Annotated in this window: 14 protein-coding genes; 6 read left to right on the forward strand and 8 right to left on the reverse strand. The window is 39.5% G+C overall.

The annotated features are described in order from the left end of the window. Positions 1 to 39 precede the first annotated feature (39 nt). Complete coding sequence (locus tag HS960_RS06760) at positions 40 to 771, reverse strand: DUF3667 domain-containing protein (protein ID WP_227550078.1); 732 nt, start codon at positions 769 to 771, stop codon at positions 40 to 42. An 85-nt stretch (positions 772 to 856) separates the two neighbouring features. After that, entirely contained in the window at positions 857 to 1,663 is an 807-nt protein-coding gene (locus tag HS960_RS06765; RefSeq protein ID WP_202883765.1) for a DUF5694 domain-containing protein, read from the reverse strand. 150 nt (positions 1,664 to 1,813) lie between these two features. Between HS960_RS06765 and HS960_RS06770 the strand changes: the two genes are divergently transcribed. Beyond that, positions 1,814 to 2,569: a response regulator transcription factor gene (locus tag HS960_RS06770; protein ID WP_182331920.1), complete on the forward strand. Its 756-nt coding sequence runs from the start codon at positions 1,814 to 1,816 to the stop codon at positions 2,567 to 2,569. 59 nt (positions 2,570 to 2,628) lie between these two features. Here HS960_RS06770 and msrB read toward each other — a convergent pair whose 3' ends face one another. Beyond that, positions 2,629 to 3,624 carry a peptide-methionine (R)-S-oxide reductase MsrB gene (gene msrB, locus HS960_RS27215; protein WP_228280223.1) on the reverse strand — a complete coding sequence of 332 codons (996 nt, stop codon included), beginning with the start codon at positions 3,622 to 3,624 and terminating at the stop codon, positions 2,629 to 2,631. Positions 3,625 to 4,025: 401 nt separating this feature from the next. Beyond that, positions 4,026 to 5,993 (reverse strand): 1-deoxy-D-xylulose-5-phosphate synthase, encoded by a 1,968-nt coding sequence (dxs, locus tag HS960_RS06780; RefSeq protein WP_317167973.1) that lies wholly within the window; start codon positions 5,991 to 5,993, stop codon positions 4,026 to 4,028. Between the two features lie 58 nt (positions 5,994 to 6,051). Between dxs and HS960_RS06785 the strand changes: the two genes are divergently transcribed. The 3 genes from HS960_RS06785 to HS960_RS06795 all read left to right on the forward strand — a co-directional run bounded on the left by HS960_RS06785 (position 6,052) and on the right by HS960_RS06795 (position 9,572). Continuing rightward, the gene (locus tag HS960_RS06785; protein WP_182331924.1) at positions 6,052 to 7,470 is read left to right on the forward strand and encodes an aminotransferase-like domain-containing protein; all 1,419 of its coding nucleotides are present in this window, start codon (positions 6,052 to 6,054) and stop codon (positions 7,468 to 7,470) included. A gap of 76 nt (positions 7,471 to 7,546) precedes the next feature. Next, positions 7,547 to 8,062: an N-acetyltransferase gene (locus HS960_RS06790; protein ID WP_182331926.1), complete on the forward strand. Its 516-nt coding sequence runs from the start codon at positions 7,547 to 7,549 to the stop codon at positions 8,060 to 8,062. Positions 8,063 to 8,273: 211 nt separating this feature from the next. Continuing rightward, positions 8,274 to 9,572: a hypothetical protein gene (locus HS960_RS06795; protein WP_182331928.1), complete on the forward strand. Its 1,299-nt coding sequence runs from the start codon at positions 8,274 to 8,276 to the stop codon at positions 9,570 to 9,572. A 152-nt stretch (positions 9,573 to 9,724) separates the two neighbouring features. On the opposite strand, the gene HS960_RS06800 is transcribed toward HS960_RS06795, so the two are convergent. After that, positions 9,725 to 10,126, reverse strand: a complete 402-nt coding sequence (locus HS960_RS06800) for a helix-turn-helix domain-containing protein (protein ID WP_182331930.1) — start codon at positions 10,124 to 10,126, stop codon at positions 9,725 to 9,727. Between the two features lie 930 nt (positions 10,127 to 11,056). Between HS960_RS06800 and HS960_RS06805 the strand changes: the two genes are divergently transcribed. Then, positions 11,057 to 12,397 carry a M60 family metallopeptidase gene (locus HS960_RS06805; RefSeq protein WP_153844632.1) on the forward strand — a complete coding sequence of 447 codons (1,341 nt, stop codon included), beginning with the start codon at positions 11,057 to 11,059 and terminating at the stop codon, positions 12,395 to 12,397. A 171-nt stretch (positions 12,398 to 12,568) separates the two neighbouring features. After that, positions 12,569 to 12,898, forward strand: coding sequence for a YegP family protein (locus HS960_RS06810; protein ID WP_075992803.1), 330 nt, complete (start codon positions 12,569 to 12,571; stop codon positions 12,896 to 12,898). 108 nt (positions 12,899 to 13,006) lie between these two features. On the opposite strand, the gene HS960_RS06815 is transcribed toward HS960_RS06810, so the two are convergent. The 3 genes from HS960_RS06815 to HS960_RS06825 all read right to left on the reverse strand — a co-directional run bounded on the left by HS960_RS06815 (position 13,007) and on the right by HS960_RS06825 (position 17,139). After that, on the reverse strand, positions 13,007 to 15,127 hold the full coding sequence (locus HS960_RS06815; RefSeq protein ID WP_182331932.1) for an ATP-binding protein: 2,121 nt from the start codon (positions 15,125 to 15,127) through the stop codon (positions 13,007 to 13,009). Positions 15,128 to 15,274: 147 nt separating this feature from the next. Continuing rightward, positions 15,275 to 15,793 carry a methylated-DNA--[protein]-cysteine S-methyltransferase gene (locus tag HS960_RS06820; protein WP_182331934.1) on the reverse strand — a complete coding sequence of 173 codons (519 nt, stop codon included), beginning with the start codon at positions 15,791 to 15,793 and terminating at the stop codon, positions 15,275 to 15,277. A gap of 119 nt (positions 15,794 to 15,912) precedes the next feature. Further along, positions 15,913 to 17,139 carry a sensor histidine kinase gene (locus HS960_RS06825; RefSeq protein WP_182331936.1) on the reverse strand — a complete coding sequence of 409 codons (1,227 nt, stop codon included), beginning with the start codon at positions 17,137 to 17,139 and terminating at the stop codon, positions 15,913 to 15,915. Positions 17,140 to 17,246 lie beyond the last annotated feature (107 nt).

Consider the following 17,246-nt stretch of genomic DNA (forward strand, 5'->3'; position numbering starts at 1 on the left):
TGGCTTCTTAGATACATGTCTGCATCAGTCACAAAATTGCTATTTTATAAGTATATCCAATGTAATACCAATGAAAAGTATGACGACCAAATAGGAGAAAAAGCCTATTATTGAAGCGGCAAATGCTTTGAAATAGTTGATCTTTTTAGCTTTATCAAAAAACTGTCCCATGGCCCAGGAGTAATATATAAAAGTTACTAAAGTTGCATATAGGATTAAACTTTGGTGCGTGATACCGTCAATTATTGCAAAAAGTGCATAAATTAACATTGTCATCCCCATAATAAAACATAATAAGATGATGATTTCAAAAAGATTATAACCGTATTTTTTAAAGAATAATTTAGTCCAAAGGGCGATAAAGAACCCCATAATAATGTTAGCATAACCATAATGATCTCGTAGCCATCGAAAGATGTTGCTTGTGATTACGAGTTTACTTTCAATACCATGGCTGTCGATTGATTGCATATAGCGCTCTTCAGTATGGAAAAAGTGGGCAATAATAGAATACACTAAAGATGTGACAATAACGAAAATAATAGGTTTGACCAGCCGGCTGCGATTTTCAGAAATGTAGTTTTGCACATTCTTCCCCGGAGCTGTCACCAATTCTCGAATGGTATAGAGGATGCCGCGTTCAAAGTGAAGCACATGTTGTATTTCGTGGGTGATATAATGAGCGTCTATTCTTTTTAGCATTGCAGGTTGGCCACAATCGGGACAGAATTTTGACGTAATGCCTGTGCCACAGTTTTTACAAGTTATCATTTTGAAGTGTTTATTTAAGTAATTAAGGTTTGTTAATCTGTTTCATTCGAAAGTCGACCAAAAGAGTCTTTTCTTACCGATGGTTTTATTGAAGGTATTCGGCAACTTCTACGAGTTTGTATTTGGGGCTCCATTGCAAAAGTTCACCAAGGAAAGCTGCGTGAGTCGCGCCCGTGATTAGCAAAATTCGATCCTGCCCAGTGACCGGGATCTGATTTAAATTGGAGAATATCCGTAGATTTCTTCGGTAGAATTTACTGGCTTCGTCTGCTCCTTCAAAATTACCTTTTGTACTGCTGTAGGTTAAGATATCAGCGTTTACATTGATAAACTTTTGCAAGGTCTCTTTCTGATTAAATACCTTTAATTTTTCTAAAATGGAGAGTTTATCAATATGGGCGAATTCCTGCATAATTTTTCCCATGTAGCTTTTATAGGTTACACTGTCTACCTGATTCTCCAACTCATTTGCAATGTTGTAATTATAAGCAGCAGTTTGCTGTTCATCAATTCCATAAATTTTTTTTACCCCTGCAAGTTTGCCTACTTCATATGCAATTATGGCTATTTCACCACCGAACTTAGCTTTATGTCCTTTATCTTTAATAAAAGAGCTGTAGTCGCCGTTCAATTCTTCGTTTTTTTCAGGAATGATTTCCACGCAGATGATAGTTGGTTTAAAGTCTGCCAACAGTTTGGCTACTTGATATGTTTCTTTTCTGTTTTTTTGATCTTTTTCGTCAAATTCTACTTTATGTGCATCAGGCGTATAGCTCATGTGAAATGTCCCAAAATTTAGAACCTCAATTTTCTGCTGTGCATTGCTGTTTCCAAAAAATAAGATCCCAAAGGCGATTCCAATATTTCGAATCTGAATAGTGTTAATAAGCATTTGTGTAAGAAATAGTTTTATGTTTTTTCCGGCTTTTCGTTCAGTTAGCTATATTTTTTTAGCTGTTTTGTCCAAAAGTATTACAGTTTGTCCAAATAAAAGCTACACTTGAGTGTAGTTTTATTTAACTTCGACATTTAGAATTTCGTTATGGATTTTAACGCGCTATTTTCACAAAAAAATACTGTTGATCGTCTTTCAGAAAGGGACATCCTGCAGACCCATGGCTATATTGAGCTCGTCAAAGCTTTCTCACGGATTACCTATCAGAGTATTTATCTAATCGATTACCAGGCTAAAAGTTTTGAGTTTGTTTCAGACAACCCGCTGTTTCTCGCTGGTTTAACAGCCAAAGAGGTACTGGAAATGGGCTATGGCTTTTATCAAAAATATGTTCCATCCGATGATTTCCAGATGCTCATTACGATTAATGAAGCGGGGTTCAGCTTTTATGAAAAAATACCCATCGAGGAACGGAAGCTTTATGTTATATCGTATGATTTTCAGATACAAAATGCACACAACAAGTTTATTTTAATTAATCATAAACTGACACCTGTTTTTTTGACAGAAGAGGGGAAAATATGGAAAGCAATTTGTATCGTGTCTTTATCCACTAACGTATCTTCAGGTAACGTGACTATCGAAAAGCTGCACTCCGATCTAGTATGGGAATTGGATCTGTTGACTGGGAAATGGAACTCCCAAAAAAAGATTAATCTTACCGAACGTGAAATAGAGATTTTACGTTTTTATCATCGCGGTCTGACCATTCATGAAACTTCGGAAAAAATTTTCGTTTCCATTGATACGGTGAAATTTCATCGGCGAAAATTATTTGAAAAGCTGGGGGTAAGTAACATGAATGAAGTATTGGTTTTTGCATTGAATAATAGGTTATTATAACGCTAGCTTGAAGGAATCTGAAATGTTCAGGGCAAGCGCCTCGTTGGAGGCGCTGCAGACTATTTTTTTACCAATAATGGCAAATACTTTTCGTAGCCCTGTGCTTTCATCTTGTCTTTTGGAATAAATCGAAGTGAAGCACTGTTTATACAATAGCGTAGACCACCTTTATCTGCCGGTCCATCGTTAAAAACGTGGCCGAGGTGTGCATCACCAGTTTTGCTGCGTACTTCCGTTCTGCGCATCCCGTACGAATTGTCGGAGTGTTCTTGAATCAGGCTATCGCTAATTGGTTTGGAAAAACTGGGCCACCCACATCCCGATTCAAATTTATCTGTAGAAACAAATAAGGGTTCTCCGGTTGTGATATCGACATAAATACCTTCCCTAAATTCATCATTATAGGCATTGTCAAACGCGCGCTCCGTTGCACTGTTTTGTGTAACATCGTATTGCAATGGAGTCAACTCTTTCTTCAAGGTCTCCTTATCTGCTTTTTTATACGTGTTTTTAACGTCCGCTTTCGCTTTTTCGGGGTTGGCATTTCGCGCAAGTTTAAATAAATCAGGGCTTATATGGCAATAACCGCCAGGGTTTTTGTCCAGGTATTTTTGATGATAAGCTTCAGCATTATAATAATTCTGTAAAGATTCTATTTCCACCACGATTTTGCTGTTGTATTGACTTGCTAAAGCAGCTATTTGTTCTTTGATAACAGCGGCATCATCCGCATTGGTATAATAGATTCCTGTACGGTATTGTGTACCGATATCGTTGCCTTGTTTATTTAATGAAGTTGGATCAATTGTTTTGAAGAAAAGGTCTACGAGAAGCTTTAGATCGACAAGCTCCGGGTCGAAGGTTACCTTTACCGTTTCGGCAAAACCTGAGGTTCCTGTCGAAACTTGTGCGTATGAAGGGTGCTGAAGGTTTCCATTGGCATAGCCAACTTCGGTTGCGGTGACCCCGCGGACTTGTTTAAAGAAATGCTCAGTTCCCCAGAAGCATCCTCCGGCAAAATAGACAACATGATCTTTTTGATTTATAGTATTCATAGTATTTTGTATTGACGGTTTTGAATCTTTCCCTTTTTGTGAAAAGCAAACCTTGCTGATCAGAAATAAGCCTGTCGCTATAGCAAGGAGGACGAATAAGTGTTTCATGGTATGAATTGCTACATGAAAGAAACAACATTGTTTCTTTCATGTAAGCCACAAACACCGTACCTTTCTGGATGTTTGTCTTAGAAGATATAAGCAGTTTTGGCTCTTATAGATTCTTTTTACAATTGAAAGACGAAGTAAGTCTATGAAAGGCATGTCCTGACAAAAAGACCTTTTAGGAAAGCTTCGCAAGCTGAATGTCTGACAGGGTTGGTCCTATGCTGTTTACATCCTATGATCAGACCAAATGATAGTTTAATCTATATTGTTTAAGCACTACTATTGTGACTAAGTTAACTGTTTGGGGAAGACTCGTTCGGCTTAAGGCTACACCCTGAGCCTGCCGATTCGAGCGGACCCGTGTATAGCTGTCTCACCGTGGCGATAATAGCCTGCTTGTCGTAGTGATAAAGTTGGTGAAGCTGTCGCTGTGTACCCTGTACTGCAAAAGTATCGGGCAAGCCAAGTCGCTTCAAGGTCGCTGAGTAGCCATGTTCGGCCATAAATTCCAGCACTGCAGTTCCTACTCCACCAGCTATACATCCATCTTCAACAGTGATGATATAGGAATATGATTGGAATACTTCATGTAATAACGCTTCGTCGAGCGGTTTAAAGAACCGTAGATCATAGTGGCCAACCTGCATGCCTTCCCGGAGCAGTTCGTTGCAGGCGTCCTGTGCATATTGACCAACGGGCCCAAGAGAGAGTATGGCAATGTCTTGCCCTGAACAAAGCCTTTTTCCTTTTCCAATTTCAAGTCTTGTAAATTTGTCTGATTGCTTCTCTCGACTACCTGGGCCTTTTGGGTATCGGATTGCAAGCGGTCCGTCAAGAGTGATATCCTGAGCCGTGAACAACAAATTTTTAAAGTCTGTGAGCGTCATGGGCGAAGCGCATGCGATGTTGGGTATACAGCGAAGAAAAGCAATGTCGAATGCCCCCTGATGGGTGGGGCCATCGGGACCGACAACGCCGGCCCTGTCGATACAGAACACGACCGGTAATTTCTGTAAAGCGACGTCGTGGATTAGTTGATCATAGGCGCGTTGTAAGAATGTCGAATAAATCACACAGAAAGGAAGTAGCCCATCAGCAGCAAGGCCTGCGGAAAAAGTAATGGCATGCTGCTCGCAGATACCAACATCAAAAACGCGGTTAGGCATCAGCTGTTTCATTGCCGTCAGCCTGCTGCCGGAAAGCATAGCTGGGCTTATAGCGATAATACGGCTATTATGTTGGGCGAGCTGTATCAGCGTTTCGCCCAGCACTTGCTGAAAAGTCTCCTTGTAGAGTTGCGGTAGCTGGTTTTCTAACCGTATACCTGTCAGTTTGTCGAATTTCCCTGTGGCATGCCATTCCGCCTTGTTTAACATGGCTGGTGTAAAACCTTTTCCTTTTTGTGTTACACAATGCACTATTTTGGGCCCGGGGACATGCTTCAACTGCTCAAATATTTTGATAAGCTTGTGGAGGTTATGACCATCCACTGGTCCAAAATAACGTATTCCCAATGCCTCGAAAATATTGCTCGATGCAAATAGCCCTGTTTTTATCAATTTCTCTATTTTTCTAATCGCAGCAATTGACCATTGTGTCCGATCTTTATGGGGTGACAGCAGCTTTTTGATCTGTGATTTGAACTGATTATAGGCTTGCCCCGAGGTCAGGTCGGTCAGATAGTTTTGTAGGGCTCCCGTACCGGCATCAATAGACATATCGTTGTCATTTAATATAATCAATAGGTTAGGCTGTTCGAAACCTATATTATTTAAAGCTTCGAATGCTAGACCGGCAGTCATGGCGCCGTCACCGATAACAGCGATGTGTTGACGGCTGTTATCACCCTTATACCTGGCTGCGCAGGCCATACCCAGAATTGCTGATAGGGATGTGGAAGAATGACCTGTACCAAAGGCGTCAAAGTTATTTTCTTCCATAACAGGAAATCCGCTTATACCGCCTAGAAGTCTGTTCGAATGGAAGCGAGCCGCTCTCCCCGTGAGTAATTTATGGACATAAGCCTGATGACCAACGTCCCAGATCAATTTATCCTTAGGGGTGTTAAATACATAATGAACTGCTATAGTAAGTTCTACAACTCCAAGGCTTGAACTAAAATGACCGCCATGTGTAGCAATATGGTCAATGAGGAAGTTTCTTAGTTCCTGACTTAACTCGGGTAATACTTCCTGTGGAAGAGCACGTAATTCGCTGGGGCTGTTGATTTGATAATTACCTGTCATTTCTTTTTTAGACAAATTTAGTTTGATTAGATTTGCGATACAGGTACAGTATAGGTAAAAGTGATCAATACAGATGAAGAGCTATAAATTTGAAATATTTACACAAGCAATTGAGAAAAATATAAAATCAGGGATCTATAAACCTGGGCAAAAGCTGCCTTCAGTACGCGAGGTTAAAGATTATTATGGTTTAAGCATGAGTACTGTTCAGTCTGGATATGAATATCTTATGATTATTGGTTTAGTGGAAAGCGTTCCGAAATCTGGCTACTATGTCAGTGCGAAGAATGAAATGCTGGCAGAACCGGAAGGGCGTCGACGTCCACCGGTAGTAAGGGATGCTGTCTTTGAAAAAGGGCTTGGTCTGACAACAGCGTCACCTGTGAGGCGGGGTTTTTCGGAATTTAATGTTGCTGCCCCGGGGGATCTTCTTGTTCCGCAAAAACTTTTACTTCGGACCATGCAGCAGGTCATTCGGGAACAAGGGGCAGGGTTACTGCGCTATTATCCATCTAATGGTTCGGTACAATTGAAGGATAATATTATCAGGCGTGCGGCTTCCTATCAGACCTTGCTGCATGCAGATGAATTGCTGATCACAGATGGTGCCTTACAGGCTTTGTATATCGCCTTGGCTGCTGCATGTGAAGCCGGAGATATTGTTGCTGTGGAAAGTCCATGCGTATTTTCTGCGTTAGAGGTCATTCGGGTGCTCAAACTGCGCGTCATTGAAATTCCTGTTCTTGCTAAAGATGGTTTTGATATAGACTTTTTTAGAAAAGCATGTCAAGGAAATGCTGTTAAAGCAGTCGTCCTAACACCGAATTTTCATAATCCAACAGGTATTTTGCTTTCAGATGAACAGAAAATTGCTTTATTGGCGATTGCTCATCAATATCATGTTGCTGTAATCGAGAATGATATCTATGGTGACCTGAACTTTCAGGGGAGCAGACCATCCACACTTAAACAATTTGATGAAAGCGGATTGGTTATGACGTATTCATCGTATTCAAAAACCCTGGCACCTGGAATTCGGCTGGGCTGGTTAAGCACAGGGCGATTTCTGAAGGATGCTGAACAGATCAAGTTTGCATTGGGCAGTACAGTTTCTCCTCTGAATCAGGAGACCGTAAACCGTTTGATCGGTAGCAGCAGTTACGATCGGCATATTCGTTCACTGAAGATGCAACTGGCAAAAAATGCCTATCTGGCCACCAACCTAATCGCTTCCAGTTTTCCTGAAAAAACCAAAGTGATCACACCTGCAGGAGGGTATAATCTTTGGGTTAAAATGCCCGAAAGTACAGATATGGCGGATTTTTACGCGCAGTGTGAAAAAATTGGTGCAAGATTTACGCCGGGCTATACGTTCTCTTTTTCGAATACTTTTGAACATTATTTTAGGTTGGTCATCGCGGATAAGTTTTCTGATAAACGAATAGAAGCGATCCAGCATATAGGTCGTTATTTATGTGGGAGCCTGTACTGATGCTAAATGAACAATGTGTATCGAATAATAGCAAGTGATAGCATGTACATTTGTGTATTTAATAGTAGATGCACATATGAATATAGTCACAAAATTTACGGTAGCAACAGAGCAGGGAATTGAAGCGTTGTCAATGCTCACCAAAACTCTAGCCCTAGAAAAATTCGGCAGCTTAGTGGAGCCAGCTGAACTAGATAATTACATTGTTGATAGTTTTAATTCCAAAACCCTTGTCAGCGAAATAAACAGTATGTCAAATCAATGGCTGGTAGTATATGCTAACGATCAGCCGATGGGTTATGCAAGAATAACCTCAAAAGGGCAGAAGCCGAAAGGCCTGGCAGGTAAACGTGTGATTAGAATCGCGGATTTCGGTGTCTGCCAGCATGAGGCTCTGCAGCAAATGGAGGCATCATTAATGAACAAATGTCTTGCCGTCTGCAGTACCTACGACGTGATTTGGATCAATGAACCCTTAAAAAGTTCGTTGATAGGACTTTTTGAACAGAATGGATTTGTAAAACAACCAGGTATTAGCAGACTCGATGGATTGAACTTGGAATCAGCAGTATATCTCAAGAATACTTTGTAGTTCAAAGAGTCTTTATAATGATGTATAAACACAGCATCGTCGATGTTGAGCAAAAAAGTACACAGATTAAGTGTGCTTTTTTTTGTTTAATGATAGATATTTTAGTGATATAATGTGTATTTTTAGCAATTAGAAAGAAGATGTTTGTCAAATTCTAACAATCTCTTTTTAACCAAAAAATATCATTTATAACCGTTTTCACAAGTGTTTAATGAAGAAAATATCTATAACGTTTCTATATCTTTTGCTCAGTGCATTAGCGCTTGGACAAGAATCTAAGGAGACAAAGCCAGACAGTATTGTTCAATATTTTAGTGAAATTAAAACTGCAACTAAAATTGGTTATTCGTTATGGAATAGAGATTTATATGATGATATTATTTTGGTGAACCCTGAGACACGACAGCTATTTAGTAATAACTTTGGTGCTGATAGTTCGTTTGTGCAATATAAAAATAGCTATATTGCTAAATTGCCCGACAGTGTAAATATTGCCAATACGTCTTTAACGTGGAATGGTCGCACTTGGGCGATGATTATGTTGCCTTTATCTAAAGATTATTATGCACGGATCAATTTGTTGGCTCATGAATTGTTTCATTCCGCACAATCGGCTTTGGGATTTGTTCAAAATAACAGCGAAAGTACTCATCTCGATCAAGAGAATGGACGGATATACTTACGTTTAGAATTGGAGGCGCTTAAAAAGGCGGTTTGTTCAGACGCGCAAGATGAACAACGAATGCACTTGAAGGATGCTTTGATTTTTCGGAAGTATCGAAATTCACTTTTTCCAGGCTCTGCCCATATTGAAAATCAATTGGAACTTAATGAAGGGATTGCAGAGTATACCGGAGTAATGATCAGTGGGAGAGATAAAGAAAAAACAAAAAAACATTTCATTGATGTAATAGACAGATTTTTCAAGAACCCCACTTATGTAAGGTCTTTTGCCTACAATACCACGCCCATCTATGGATATATAATGAGTTTAAAGGATCCGCTTTGGAATCAAAAGATTTCAGTAAATACAGATTTAACTGTATTCTTTATGCGCGAATTGAACATTGAACTTCCGAAAGATCTTGCAGCAACAGTAAAAGCCATTACAGCGGAGTATAATGGAAAACAGATATTCACAGAGGAACAACTACGAGCGGAAAAAATAAAGAAGCAAATTGCATTGTATCGTTCCTTGTTTGTGGATCAGCCTCATATGACCATTAAATTTGAGAAAATGAATGTGTCTTTTGATCCGAGAAATATCCTCCCAATCACAGATTTGGGAACTGTTTATCCAACCATAAGGATCGCCGATAACTGGGGGATTCTAGATGTCAAAAGTGGGGCGCTCATGGCGCCCAATTGGGATAAAATAACCGTTAGTAGGCCTACTAAAATCGAAGGACAGCGAATAGAGGGTGAGGGTTGGGTGATGCAACTCAAAGATCAGTATACTGTTCAAAAGGACGAATCGCTGAATAATTACAAGCTTATCAAAAAGCAGTAGCTGCTCTATCTTGATTTTTATTCACTGTGCAGCCTTATTGAATCAATATTAAATGTTGGTAAATGCATGAGTATCATGAAACATCATAAAAAGGTTTACCTAAAGATATTCAATTTTTAACTATCGAAATGAGAGATAGTCGCTGGGCAAGTTTAAACATAATCCAATGCGTTTAATGCTCTAAATTTTCGCGGACTAAGACCAGTATGTTTTTTGATAAACCGTGTTAATGATGCCGATGAACTAAAACCATAATACGAAGTCAACTCTTTAATCGGAATCTCCGTAGAAGCTAGTTTTTTAGCAATCTCACTTGCAACAATTTCCTTGACGATCGTGCTGGGTGAAGTTTCATTACTTGAAAGCGTCAATCGATGTAACGCTATTCTTGATATATTGAGCTTTTTCAAGTAGAATTGGAGGTCCCAGTGATTCTGAGGATACTGGTGAATAAGGTTTTTAAATTCTACTAGAATGGGGTGTTCTGCTAGCAATGCTGAATTTTGATCCAATTGATTTAACGTTTCGTTTTGTTCCTTTATGTTGTTTTTCATGTTTTAAGATAATCGCTCGTTATTGCCGCACTATAGTGTCTAGGGCTATAGTTTAGGTTAAGTGTTCCATCAATCTTGTTTGAATGCAAGCAAAATTAGAGTATTAATTTCATAGTGTACTTTTCGAAATTAATGATTCGTTTTTTAAAATTATAATTTTTTATCACTGATTGTAGTAAAACTGACGTGCAGCAGACCATCCTTGGAAAAATAGACGGATGATTAAAAACCTGGTTCCAATAACATGGAAATCGCTTTTTATACTCTAATTTTTAACAGCTTTTTTCTATGATTATATTTTCTATTATTCTTTGTAATATAGATGTTTGTGTCTGTTATCTGTATTAAAAATAAAAGGTTAAAACAGGTGGGTTATAACCATTGGTTATACTGTTTTTTTTAGAGTTTTTCGGCTTCTCGTAATGATTAATCCACTTCAAGACATATAATATATAATTCTTTAATGGCAGCAGATGTGATGATCAGGTGCTGACATGTCAGTCTTTTATGATATGGTGTTCGAGGGAATAGCGTTGGGGCTGTGTGATTAGTTTGAATAACATCTAGCTTCTATAGCAGTATAGAATAGGGCTATTACTCGTTTCTTACCATTTTTTTAAAACAGATTTTCTTTATAATTATTTGAAATTCATCAAAGCGAAAAGGTTTTCGTTGATTGTGCAAACGTTTGATGTGGAGTGGTTGATTATTTTTCTGTACAATATATTATATCTTGCTTTTAGATTATGAACTAAAATACTTTGCTGAAGGTGAAGTGAATTCTTTGCATGGATCATCTGGTTTTCAAGTTTCGATGAACCATAAATCGATTAGAAAAATAAAAACTTCGAAACAGTCGCTGAGGCTTTGAAGGGTGATCGGAAAGAAGTGTTGACAATTAATACAAATTATAAACTTTATTTAAAAATTATGAGAAAGACCGTGTTTTCCTTAATCACGATTTTAGTGATCGCTATGACCACTTCCTGCCGGAAGGATGGTAGCTTAATGTACACTTTACTGAACGATTCCAGTGCGGAATCCTTAGCAATAGCGGATTCGGTCCAACGATTTAAAGTAAGTCCTTCGGCTGCAACTGAGGCTGATAGACTTCAGTTTCGAGCAAATCATAATGAAATGCAAATGACCGGATTTTATGTAGCGCCAAACAGTACTATAACGATAAAAGTAAAAGTCAACTCGGGGACTACAGCAGCACGCTTGGCGATCGGGACGCCTTTTAGAGACAATATTCGACCAGTGCGGCAGTATTTCAATCTCCAGGCAGGTACGCAAACGTTCACAGTGGACCAATACGGGGGCTTGGTTTATGTGATTTATACAGCTGATAACTACACAGCAACTGGAGAAATAGAGCTTTCTTTTGGCAATGGCTTTATCCCGGTACCTTACTTTCAAAAGGGAATTACCACCCATGAGCAATGGGTAGCTACATTGGATTCGTTGAAAAATACCGTGCCGGATGTCGTCTTCTCGTCAGATCACACCATTATGGTAACCAAAATTGCCGATGCGCTACTGTATAAGAACGAAGATCAACAGCTTATTGTGGATAGACTGGATTCAATTATTGGTTTTTCCAATCGTATCAGTGGTTTGAATGGTACGAGTGGAGTCCATGCCATACCATATAATAAACACCTGATTACCGTGAGAGATTCGAGTGCAGGTGGTTATATGGCTGCCGGTATTTCTATTTATTTTACCGATGCTTTATCTTATCGTATGTTACAGCCAAAATACCTGTCCAATACAAATGGATGGGGAATATGGCATGAAGTAGGACATACCTATCAACAAAAAGCTTGGACCTGGGGCAATCTGACAGAAACAACCGTGAATGTCTATTCTCTAGCCAGTGAAAGGGGATTTGGATTGCCGGTAAGCCGGGTGACTGCCAATAATTCCTGGCCTAAATTGACGACTTACTTTCAGAAAAACATCGCGGACCGCAACTTTAATTCAGGAGATAATGATTTGAAAATGATTATGTTTCATCAGCTTTGGCTAGGATTTGGTGATGATTTCTACATCAAACTTAGCAAAACTACCCGGGAGAACAGGCCTACAGTTTCAACAGACGCAGAGAAAATGCGCTATTTTATGCTGTCGGCATGTCAGATTGCACAAAAAGATCTTTCGGATTTTTTTAGAAAATGGGGTTTTAAAGTCGATGAATCTGTCTATACGGCGATAAGTAATCTGAATTTGCCGGCTCCTACACAAGATTTAACCGCGTTAAGAGATTAAACAGTCTTGCATACTGTGACGTTTAATCTGTTAGAACAGATGTTAGGAAGTATGTACCTTATTGATGATAAAAAAATTAATCGTTGTTTTACAATAAAAACATTGAAAAGTATTATCTTTAGTATGGAAGTTAATTCCGATAACCACATATTTATTTAATTAATTGAGAAAATGGGTAAATTTGAAGTAAAAACACGGAAAAATGGAGAATTTCAGTTTAATCTAAAAGCTGGAAACGGACAGGTGATTTTAAGCAGTGAAGGTTATACAACTAAAGCAAACTGTTTAAATGGCGTTGAATCTGTAAAAAAGAACGCTCAGGACGATAACAAATTTGATCGTAAAACTTCTACGAACGGTAAGCACTACTTTAACCTCAAAGCTACCAATGGCCAAATTATTGGAACCAGCGAGATGTATGAAAGTGCAAGTGGTATGGAAAATGGTATTGAGTCTGTCAAGAAGAATGCGCCTGATGCGACGGTTGAGGAGATAGCCTAAGTCTATTTTCAAATGCCGGACTACTACACGTAAGTGTAAGCAGTCTGTCAATAATAAGCACGTAGGATTTGATAGTAAAGAGCCGGGTAAAAACCGGCTCTTTTGCGTTTATTTTTCTGCTGTCGGGAGTGGGATGGAAAACCAAAAACTACTGCCCAAACCCACGGTGCTATCAACTCCTATCTGACCCGCGTGTTTTTTGATTATTTCAGCGGAAATATAAAGCCCCAGTCCAAGCCCCGAGTAAGATTTACCTTCGTGATTAGCTCTATAATATCGATCAAAAATAAAAGGCTGTACTGCCGGATTAATACCTTCACCTTGATCTTTGACGGTTATTTTGATACGATCTTGAAGCTGTTCAACCGTAATATTGATTTCTCTCGATTCTGGGGCATATTTAACGGCATTGTTGACAAAATTTACAAGGACTTGTTCAAGACGTTGTTCGTCGGCAAAGATATCTGCATCGAGATCGCCGGTAATATTAACTTGATGGTTGCCTTGGGATATGATATTGTGGCAACTGGAGGTAAGTATCTTTGATGCCTTGAAGGTTGTTTTTTCGAGATGAAGCTGCCCTTCACTTATTCGATGCATATTAAGAAGGTCGTCAACAAGTGTAACGATCTTTTTGATATTGACAGCAGACTGATCAATAAGTCTTGAAATGATGTCACTTCCGGTTTTGTCCTTGAATCGTTCCAGCAGTTGAATCGTTCCCTTTAATCCCGTGACGGGCGTCTTTAGTTCATGGCTGGCAATGCCCAGGAAATCATCTTTTTGTGACTCATAATTTTTCCGTTTTGTGATATCCGCCACTACACCAATGAGGTGAGTCGCATTACCTTCTGCATCGTATTTGGGAAGACCCGACGCATTGATCCAATGCAACGATCCATCAGGCCAACGGATGAGATATTCAGCGTGATAAGTGGTCTTGTTCTGGATAGCATCCTGAACTTTTTGATAGACCATTTCGCGGTGCTCAGGGACGATGCTTTGCATGAGGACATCATAATCAAAGCGATCGTTTTTAGTGAGGCCAAAATTGAGTTTACAGGTTTCCGAGCAGTCCATTTTACCTGTTCTTATATCGCGATTGTAAGAACCAAGTTCACCAGCTTTTAGTGCAATTTCCAACTGATAGTTGAGGGCTTCAAGGTGTTCGTTTCTTTTGATACGCTCCGTAACCTCATTGGCGATGACAATAATAGACTCCGTTTCGCCTTCATCATTTTTCAACGGCTCATAGGTGAAATCAAAATAATGATCGCCCAATTCCCCCATAGACTCAAGTCTTGCGTAGGCAGTGTCTCCAATATAGTTTTGGCCAGTAGTAAAGACATCATCCAATATCCCCAAATAAGGCTGTCCCTGTAATTCCGGAAGTGCTTGTGCTAGTGGTTTGCCGAGAATAACCTCTGTTTTGTGCCAGAGTTTGAGCATCATATCGTTGGCAACTTCAATGACTAATTCACGGCCTTTTAAAATCGCAAAGGCTATTGGGGCTTTATCTATAAAGGATCTGAAGCGACGTTCGCTTTTTTTGAGGTTTTTGTTGAGCAGCACTGTCAAATCATAGGATTTGTTGAGCTGGCTATTGGTACGATAAAGTTCATCGTTGGCAAGCTCCATCTCGTCATTAAGCTCGAGCAGCCGTTGTTGCATGGTTGCCATAGTAATATTGACACCCTCAAGCTCATCAATTTTATCTATGGAAGAACTTCGAAGCTCGATTTGATCCATTGCGGTCCGAGCAAGACCTTCTAATATCTGTCGATCAGCCGCAGTGAAAGCGCGTGGATGTTTGTCGATGACGCAAAGCGAACCGATCATAAAACCATCATGTGTAATAAGTGGTGCACCTGCGTAAAACCGTAGTCCAAAATCACCAATTACATTTGGATTGGTCAGTAGGATATCTTCTTTCAGTGTATCTTCAAAGCCCGTTACTTTCTTGTCCAGAATAGCTAGACTACACAAGCTTTGCCCTCGATTCGTTTCCTTTGTGGTGCCCATGCCAATATTTGCTTTGAAATAGACAGATTCTGCATCCACCAGTGAGAGCAATGCAATAGGGGCATTGAAGATTTGTGTGGCTAATTTTGCAATTCCATCAAAACTGGCTTCAGAAGGGGTTCCAGTTATTTTATAGCGTCTGAGGGCATTCAGTCTGTCATGTTCATTTTCAGGCATTATATCCATTCCAAACGTATTCTCTATCATAGTGACCGTGTAATTCTTTTCATAAAGATATAGTTTTAATTACAAAAGCGGAGATGCAATTTTTTTTCTCTTCATCGGCGATTCAAAGATTCCCTGAAATGATTGGAATGCCGCAGGAATGATGTGCTCCAAGGCTAATAATCAGCGTTAAAGATCGAATAGTGTTGGGGTCTGATAGTGTTGTTCAAGGTCAAGCAGGATAGACTTATTGCGAATGCCCCCGGCAAAGCCAACAAGCTTGCCTGAGGTGCCAACTATCCTATGACAGGGGACAATGATGGCTATAGGATTTTTATTCAACGCGCCACCAACGGCCCGGACAGCTTTGCTGTCGCCAAGTTGCTGCGCCAGTTGACCATAAGTCCTGGTTGTACCATAGGAAACACCTAAAAGCACTTCCCTGACCCTGATCTGAAAGGCTGTTCCCTGAAAATCAAGCGGAATATCAAATATCTTTCTTTTTTTTGCAAAGTACTCATTCAACTGCAGTTCTGTCTGTATTAAAACTGGAGCCTGTTCATTGTAGGTTGCTGTAGGAAGTTTTGTGCGGATATAATCCTTGTCCGCCAAAACTAAACCTGAAAGTCCCTTTTCGGTAGCGATTAAGTGTATAGGACCAACTGGTGTGTCGATGATTTTATATTCATAATTGGCTTTTACTTCCATATTTCCTTTGCGTCAATGTGCGTTAGGGGTAAATCTACAAAAATGAACATATATTGAAGCACATAAAGTTTCTCGCCCGGAAATAATTTTACAAAAAAATTTCTAAACCTATATTTGAGTTAACAGCATGTAGGCACTTCGACATTGGTTTGCGGCTTATGGCTGGGGCAGGATGGCAATCCAACTGTAAAAACGGATCCCTTATTGGGTGTACTTTGGATGTTCACAACACCTTTGTTTCGTTCAATAAGATCCTTGCATAGGACTAGGCCCACACCCGATCCGGGCTCGTCTTCTGTGCCAAAGGACTTTTGCTGAATTTCATTAAAAAGTGCGGCAGACTTCGAAGGGTTAATCCCTATTCCTTCATCCTGAATATGAATATGTGTATAGGTTTCATCCATGCTGGTGTAAATGTTGATATTCCCATTCACATAGCTGAATTTGATTGCATTGCTAATCAGGTTGCGTAAAATAATGATGGTATGATCCCGATTGGCAATTATCTGCGTGTTGTTAGGTATATTAATGTTGATTTTTAGTTGTTTAGATTGTGTGTTCTCATTAAAAACTTTAATAATTTGTTGTATCATAGGTTTGATCAATTGGGGTGATGCTTTAGTATTCATACCTTGCATACTGCTGCTGCCCCACTGCAGCAAATCATCCAAAGCTTGATTCTGCTGCGTAATCTGCTGATAGATCTGTTGGATATATTCCTGGGATGCCGTACTATCGAGCATCTGATTACGAAACATAAATACCAGTGCTTCCAAGTTGGCAAAAGGACTTTTGATGTCGTGCGCGATAATAGAAAAAATTTTTTCTTTGTCCCGATTCATGGATTCTAAGTTGAGGCGTTGCTGCTCAATTTTTTTCATATTCTTATAGATGATATCAAGAAAGAAGTTGACCGCAACGACCATGAAAGCAAGTGCATTGATAATATTGAAAACAGATCTGGATCGTGGAACTTGCTGGCTCAGGGGAAGTATATCAGGAAGCAAATATAACAGTAAAATCAGGAAAGCTACCGTAATACAAAGGACTATATGGATCTTTCGGTTGTCATACATTAACATCGAGACAATCAAAGTGCACAATAAAAAATATTCGCCGCCATTTTTATAAAGTAGTGCCCCAGCGAAGAAAAACACAGAATTACTTGTCAATAGTGTTGCCTTCGCGATATTGTGTTTCCCATAATATTGAAGCAGAAGGACCGTAAACGAACAAATAGAATTGGAGAAATTAATCGCCGATAAAACATAGCGGTGGTCGATAAGATTGAGGATTGAAAAGAAAATTGTCGGAAATAAACATAACAATGCAATCAAATTTATCATGTGCACACGTTTGAAATCGATGTATGACATGCCCGGATGTGCACCAATATGGGAAAATAGTTTCCAATATTTACGAAAATGATTCATAGAGACGTGTCTGATTTTGC

It is taken from the genome of Sphingobacterium paramultivorum, from assembly GCF_014109745.1.
Classification (GTDB): domain Bacteria; phylum Bacteroidota; class Bacteroidia; order Sphingobacteriales; family Sphingobacteriaceae; genus Sphingobacterium; species Sphingobacterium paramultivorum.

Excerpts from the sequence above, each read along its gene's own strand:
- HS960_RS06760 (WP_227550078.1), bottom strand. The coding sequence starts at position 771 with ATGATAACTTGTAAAAACTGTGGCACAGGCATTACGTCAAAATTCTGT.
- HS960_RS06765 (WP_202883765.1), bottom strand. The coding sequence starts at position 1,663 with ATGCTTATTAACACTATTCAGATTCGAAATATTGGAATCGCCTTTGGG.
- HS960_RS06770 (WP_182331920.1), top strand. The coding sequence starts at position 1,814 with ATGGATTTTAACGCGCTATTTTCACAAAAAAATACTGTTGATCGTCTT.
- msrB (WP_228280223.1), bottom strand. The coding sequence starts at position 3,624 with ATGAATACTATAAATCAAAAAGATCATGTTGTCTATTTTGCCGGAGGA.
- HS960_RS06785 (WP_182331924.1), top strand. The coding sequence starts at position 6,052 with ATGAAGAGCTATAAATTTGAAATATTTACACAAGCAATTGAGAAAAAT.
- HS960_RS06790 (WP_182331926.1), top strand. The coding sequence starts at position 7,547 with ATGAATATAGTCACAAAATTTACGGTAGCAACAGAGCAGGGAATTGAA.
- HS960_RS06795 (WP_182331928.1), top strand. The coding sequence starts at position 8,274 with ATGAAGAAAATATCTATAACGTTTCTATATCTTTTGCTCAGTGCATTA.
- HS960_RS06800 (WP_182331930.1), bottom strand. The coding sequence starts at position 10,126 with ATGAAAAACAACATAAAGGAACAAAACGAAACGTTAAATCAATTGGAT.
- HS960_RS06805 (WP_153844632.1), top strand. The coding sequence starts at position 11,057 with ATGAGAAAGACCGTGTTTTCCTTAATCACGATTTTAGTGATCGCTATG.
- HS960_RS06810 (WP_075992803.1), top strand. The coding sequence starts at position 12,569 with ATGGGTAAATTTGAAGTAAAAACACGGAAAAATGGAGAATTTCAGTTT.
- HS960_RS06815 (WP_182331932.1), bottom strand. The coding sequence starts at position 15,127 with ATGATAGAGAATACGTTTGGAATGGATATAATGCCTGAAAATGAACAT.
- HS960_RS06820 (WP_182331934.1), bottom strand. The coding sequence starts at position 15,793 with ATGGAAGTAAAAGCCAATTATGAATATAAAATCATCGACACACCAGTT.
- HS960_RS06825 (WP_182331936.1), bottom strand. The coding sequence starts at position 17,139 with ATGATAAATTTGATTGCATTGTTATGTTTATTTCCGACAATTTTCTTT.